General features: G+C 48.4%; 4 protein-coding genes. 1 reads left to right on the top strand and 3 read right to left on the bottom strand.

The genetic code is table 11. The features are described from left to right. The first annotated feature begins 1 nt into the window (after position 1). A complete protein-coding gene (locus T491_RS17740) occupies positions 2-103 on the top strand; it encodes a smalltalk protein (protein ID WP_155950061.1) in 102 nt (33 codons plus the stop codon). A 54-nt stretch (positions 104-157) separates the two neighbouring features. Here T491_RS17740 and T491_RS0113655 read toward each other — a convergent pair whose 3' ends face one another. The 3 genes from T491_RS0113655 to T491_RS0113645 are packed head-to-tail and all read right to left on the bottom strand — an operon-like array spanning position 158 to position 6,079. Further along, on the bottom strand, positions 158-2,164 hold the full coding sequence (locus T491_RS0113655) for a RagB/SusD family nutrient uptake outer membrane protein (RefSeq protein ID WP_028904379.1): 2,007 nt from the start codon (positions 2,162-2,164) through the stop codon (positions 158-160). Positions 2,165-2,194: 30 nt separating this feature from the next. Then, on the bottom strand, positions 2,195-5,506 hold the full coding sequence (locus T491_RS0113650; protein WP_028904378.1) for a TonB-dependent receptor: 3,312 nt from the start codon (positions 5,504-5,506) through the stop codon (positions 2,195-2,197). A 57-nt stretch (positions 5,507-5,563) separates the two neighbouring features. Further along, positions 5,564-6,079, bottom strand: a complete 516-nt coding sequence (locus T491_RS0113645; protein ID WP_028904377.1) for an RNA polymerase sigma factor — start codon at positions 6,077-6,079, stop codon at positions 5,564-5,566. Between the last annotated feature and the right edge of the window lie 171 nt (positions 6,080-6,250).

Genomic DNA, 6,250 nt, shown 5'->3' with positions numbered 1-6,250 from the left:
TATGAGTAAGAAAGAAAGCATTAAGTTTATCGTGCAGCTGATAGCCTCGATCGCATCGGCTATCCTCACGGCGCTGGGAACGACCTCGTGTATGGGGTATTAGAAAAGAATCAGGGAGCGCACAACAACGCTCCCTGATTTGTGTTTTTTATGATTCTTACCAGCCGGGATTCTGTTTCAATGCAGGATTCAAGCGGATCTGCTGCAAAGGAATAGGTGCCAGATAGTCACGCTGCGAGAAGTTCAGATTAGCTGCGAGCACAGCAATCGAACGGCCATAGTCGGGATCGTTTACACCAGAACCTTCGTAGATGCCATAGAGCAATGGATACTTTTCGGGATAATAACAAGGTTCGCCAAAATAAGTACGGTCGTTAGCCTTCTCTGTAGTGTAAGCCGTGTTCAACACATGGCGGCCAAGTTTCTGACCACGCAGGTTGATATGAGCGATACCCCACCGCTTCAGGTCGTCCATACGGAAGCCTTCGCCGAAGAGCTCGCAGGCACGTTCACGACGGATCTCATCGAGCATGGTCATCTTGTGGCACACCGTCTTGTTCTCGTTCCAATCCCACCAGCCTGCATCCCACACATCGGCAATGAGCGCATTGGTGAGGTGAGCCACGCGGGCACGATCACGCAACTGATTGATTGAGATATCCAGATCGGCATCTGAGATCTTGCCGTTGCCCAGTTCGCATGTGGCCTCGGCATAATTCAGAAAGACCTCTGCCAAACGCAGGATAGGCCAGTCGGCCGACTCGGTGTTCATATCGCGGTTAGCACCCTCGATCAGATACTTACGGCTGCCATAGCCATAGAAAGTGGTGTTATTACGCAAGGTAGGTCTGAAAATACCAGTGGCACTGGTGTACACGGGATCGTTGGCATCGAACACATCGTTGTTCTTAGGGAAAACGGGGGTAGGATAAGGCTGGCCCAGAACAGTACACTGACGGTTATCCTCCGGACGGCTACTCCACGTTGTACGGTCAGGTACGAAAGTGGCACTCACAAAGCGGTAGTCGCGATGGTAATACTCGCCACAGAAGGTATCCCAGCCTTCAAACTCGGGATTGTTCTGGGCATCGTCCATCTGACCTGTATAGCTGATACGGATGGGCAGACCATTACGGCAAAGGAACGACTCACCGAACTGGGCGCTGATGCCAACAGCCTGCCAGGTGATGGCTGTGTGGGAGAGATTGAGGCCGCCACGCTTCAAGTCGTAATCATACTTCTTGCTGATAATAAACTCCTTATTGGTGGTCTTGCCTGCTCCCATAAAATTGGGGATATTGCCTCCCTTATCATCAATATTAAACAGATAGTAATAGCTCAGCGTGTCGCACTCATTCCAGAGCTGATAAGTACCATTGGCACTCTCGTCGATGACTGCCTTCGAAGCCTGTTTCGACTCTGTCAGCATGGCCTCTATGGATGGATAGCCAGCAGGTTTTGCAGCGCCTGCCCCACTCTGATTGCCATCGCCATTCAGATCGTAACCGATACTGGGCACATACTTCTCCCATGTGGCCTCATAGAGCAGCACACGCCCCAGGAATGCCTGGGCTGCCTCGCGACTGATATGCCCCTTATCTGTATTCGAGATTGTGCTCTCACGCGGCAGCAGCTCAACAGCCTTTCTCAAATCCTCAAGCAGGAAGCTGAACACCTCGTAACGAGAATTGCGGGCTCCATAAAGCGCCTCATCATTCACATCCAGTTTATGGTCGATGACAGGCACACCACCAAACTCTTTCAAGAGATTAAAATAGGCGAATGCACGGAAGAAACAGGCTGTTCCAACAGCACCTGCGATAGTACTCTTGTCGCCATCGAAAGCCTCAGCCTTCTCAAGCAGGATATTATACTGGCGGATATTACTGTAGTTATTATTCCACACACTGCTACTCTCGGGAGCCGAGCCTCCACCATTCTGACTCAGACCACCAATATCCGTATTGCGGTCCATGGTGTCGTAGCTCCATCCTGGCAGATGGTTATAGAACTGGTTGGCAGCCTGTGCGAAATGGTCGGCCGTCTTGAAGACGATGGCCTCAGTTCCTTGTGACAAAGGCTCTTTCTCAAGGAAGTCGCTGCATGATGTCATGGCAAATGCTGCCACTGACACTGCATATATCATCTTATTGATTGATTTCATGATTTTTGTATTTACTGTTTGTACTATGATTTAGAATGTCACGTCGAGACCAACGGTCAACAAACGACTGAAGGGGAAGGTGTTATTTGAGGATTCACCATATTCCGGATCATAGCCGTCCTTGACTTTGGTCCACTCCCACAAATCGTCGCCTGCGAAATAAACACGTGCCTTTGACAAGCCAACTTTCTGAGTCAGGTTCTGAGGCAAAGTATAGCCGATGACCAGCGACTTCAGACGTACATAACGGTTATCCTGTACACTGACATCCTTGTTTTCGTAGTTCCAGCGACTGAAAGCGTTATTACGCGAAGCGATGGCATATTCGGCATCGGGATTATCGTACGACCACATCTTATCCTTGAAAGTGGCGTTCTGCATCACGTAGTTGGTAATCCATGGTGCATAGAAGTTACCATTACGCAGCACCTTCTGTTTCCAAACTCCCTGGAAGAAGGCTGAGAAATCGATGCCCTTCCATTCCAGTCCTAACTTGAATCCGAAATTCAGACGTGGAGCAGCATCGCCTGCATAATAGATATCATCACGGGTGATGGCACCATCGCCATTCAGGTCGACTACCTTACGGGCTCCTGGGCGCAAACTGGTCACACTCTTTTCGCCTGGTGCGGGTAGCACGTTGTTGGCTTTCGGGCCTGTATGGTCGGCATTCCAATAATATTTCTCATAATAGGCATCCACCTCATCCTGAGTCTTAAACAGGCCATCAGTCTGATACACATAGATAGCACGACGTGGACCACCTACTAAGCGATTCTCATTGATACCGGGATTAGGCACATTCTCGTTGTTGGTCAGCTTCAGTATCTTCGACCAGGCATCAGAGAGCTGGAAACCGAGGTTGTAGCTCAGTTCGCCTATCTTATCTCTCCAACTGATAGTAAACTCCCAACCACGGGCACGGAACTCGCCATCGTTCACCTTTGGTGCCGAAGCACCCAATACTGAGGGATATTCAACACTGATGAACATGCCGTTATTCGACTTGACGAAATAATCGAACGAACCGTTCAGACGGTTATTGAACAGCGTGAAGTCGAGACCCACATCGTGGCTGTTGATCGTTTCCCAAGTACGCTGGTCGCTGGTCATCGAGCCTAACCAGAGTGTGGACTGTGTAGCAGGATTCAGTCCGAAGAGTGCCGTTCCTGTGCTCACACTGGCATAACGTTCATAGTTACCGATGCCCTCCACGCTACCAGTCTTACCATAGTTATAACGCAGTTTCAGGTCGTTGAGCCACGTCAGCGATTTCAGGAACTTCTCGTTCGACAAACGCCAGTAGCCTGATACTGAGTAGAAATTCTTCCAGCGCTGCGACTCCGACAGTTTAGATGAACCATCACGACGTCCGAGGAACTCTATGGCATAAGTATCATTATACGAATAGTTCAAACGGGTGATATACGAAAGCAGACTCCACGCATGCTGTCCGCCCGATGCTGTATTGTTGGTTCCTGTTGCAAAGACGTTCAGATCAGTCAGTCCTGAGCCCTCGTAAAGCGGACCCTGGCTGCGACCTGCTGTAATAGTCTTATAGCTTTCCTGTTCACCAGTCATACCAACCATAGCCGAAACACGGTGTACATCAGCAAATGTACGGTTATAGTTCAACTGAGCACCTAAATTCAGGTTGGCATATTTGGGCGAAGACTCGCTGATAGAGCCAGGACCACGCTTATTACCTGTCATTGTTCCTACCCAGTCATAGTACTGAACCTTGTACTGGACAGTCTGCGACGCAGCCTCTGTACGCTTATAAGCTCCCGTAGTGGTCAGCGTCAAGCCTTTCACAAACTGACTGAAGTCATAGGTAGCGCCAAGACTTCCACGGAAGATGGTGTAGTCGACCGTGTTCTGTCCGCCATAGATCAAGCCGCCTACGGGGTTACGATTACCACTGAACGTATCGTAGGGATCGCCATTCTCGTTGTACACAGCCCAGAACCAGGGATCAGTCCAGCCTGCACCTACATCAGTATTCGGTGTAGTAACCTTACGACGCTCAAACGAGATATTGGTATCGAATTTCAGGTATTTATTAGCCTGATAGTCGGCATTCAGTCGGGCACTCCATTTCTTCTGTCCGTCTTCGGCCACTTTCAACTGCGATTGGGCATTCTCATAACCTAACGACAAACGATAGCCAAACTTGTCGTCGGCACCTGAAATACCAATGTTATGCTTCTGGGAGGTAGCCTGACCATAGATATAATCCATAATATAGTTGTTGGGCTCCCATCGCTCCACCTTGTCGCCATTCTGCAAGGTCAGCGTCTTGCCCTCAAGCAGTGCATTAAACAGCGCCTCGCCTTTGTAGATACGTGGTGCTCCTGTGGCTGGGTCGATATCCGTCTGATCCAGTGTAGCACCACCAAACGAATTGAATACCCACCAGTTGATACTGTTATGAATCTCTGTAGGATCGGTCAGACCTGTCTGTACCATCGCATCGTTGTACTGAGCCTCGTAGAACATCTCAAGCCACTCACGGTTGGTGGTAAGCGGTGCCTGAATACCATTGATGGTACGACTGAACGAACCGTTATAGGTAATCTGTGCCTTCCCCGTCTTACCGCGTTTGGTTGTGACCAGTATGACACCCGAAGCAGCACGGGCTCCATAAATAGCAGCCGAAGCATCCTTCAGTACCGATATGCTCTCAATATCATTTCCATTCATCGAGTTCAACTCATCGAGCGAACCAGTCACACCATCGATGATAATCAATGGTGTACTACTACCATTGATCGAGATGTCGCCTCGAATCTGCATGGTTGCAGCCTCATTACCAGGACGGGTAGAAGTACGCGTAATGGTGAGTCCTGGAATCTCACCCTGCAAAGCCACCGTTGTACTGCTCACACCACGGTCCTTATATACATCATCACCTTTGATCTGGCTGATGGCACTGGTCAGCGATGCCTTCTTGGTGACACCATATCCAGTTACCACCACCTCGTCGAGGAGACTATTATCCTCTTTCATCGAGATTTTAAGGTTATCAGCCGCTTTCACCACTACATCCTTATAACCGATGTACGACACCACCAGGGTACCAGTAGCGTTACTAAGCGTGAAACGACCATTGAAATCGGTAACGGTTGCATTGTTTGTACCTTTGACCTTGATAGTTGCTCCGATAATTGGATCACCATTCTGGTCGACGACCTGGCCTTTGACAACATGCTGCTGTTGCACAGCCTGGATGTTCTTCACACCAGTGGCCTGCAACGTCTGACACGTCATCGTAAAGGCTGAAGCCAACAGCATCCCAGCGAGATGACTGTGAAAAGAAAGATTGTTTACTTTTTGCTTCATAATGATTACTTAATAAATTAATAGTTTTTTAGTTTATACTAATGTTTATTGAAACATTCAAAAATTGATCACTTCTCTGACACGTTCCCTAACCATACTGCGTGTACGATATATCCGCGATTCCACAGCGCGTTTTGACAATCCTGTCTCTATGGCTATCTCATCGGTGGTCTTGTCGTCAAAGCGTAACATTCTGTATACCATAGCATCCTTGTCCGACATGCAATGGATGACTTTCATCTCCGTGTTCAGTATGTCGTTCATTTCGGCTTCTGTATTCGTGTAGCTCTGCTCTATACGCCAGAGTGAATCGTTGCGCACTTTATTGACATAGGCACGATGACGGAAGTAGTCTGTCCGCAGCTGATAGGCTATAGTAACAGCCAATGCCTTCAACTGACGTTCAAGAATCAAATCGATACCCAGCAGTTTCATAAACACATCGTGTACCATATCCTCGCACTTATCTTCCGCAATACATGCCTGACGGAAAATAGCAAATATCTCCGGTTTGATCTGGAGGTATAGTTCACCGATGAGTTTTCGGTTCTGGGCCTGAACTGTTAATTCCATAATGCTATTTGGTTTTAAGTTTGACGCTGCAAAGGTAGCACATAAAAAGGCTGCAAGCAAGGTTTTTCCCTTTACTTGCAGCCACATGGTTTAGTTGTTGTTCCAAATTATTCAACTATCTCATTTCCAGCGGTTTGCCATTGAGTCTATCTAATTTAGCGAAACCGTTTT

It is taken from the genome of Prevotella sp. P6B4 (genome assembly GCF_000619985.1).
GTDB lineage: Bacteria > Bacteroidota > Bacteroidia > Bacteroidales > Bacteroidaceae > Prevotella.
This window is presented reverse-complemented; position numbering and strand designations above follow the sequence as displayed.

Excerpts from the sequence above, each read along its gene's own strand:
- T491_RS17740 (WP_155950061.1), top strand. The coding sequence starts at position 2 with ATGAGTAAGAAAGAAAGCATTAAGTTTATCGTGCAGCTGATAGCCTCG.
- T491_RS0113655 (WP_028904379.1), bottom strand. The coding sequence starts at position 2,164 with ATGAAATCAATCAATAAGATGATATATGCAGTGTCAGTGGCAGCATTT.
- T491_RS0113650 (WP_028904378.1), bottom strand. The coding sequence starts at position 5,506 with ATGAAGCAAAAAGTAAACAATCTTTCTTTTCACAGTCATCTCGCTGGG.
- T491_RS0113645 (WP_028904377.1), bottom strand. The coding sequence starts at position 6,079 with ATGGAATTAACAGTTCAGGCCCAGAACCGAAAACTCATCGGTGAACTA.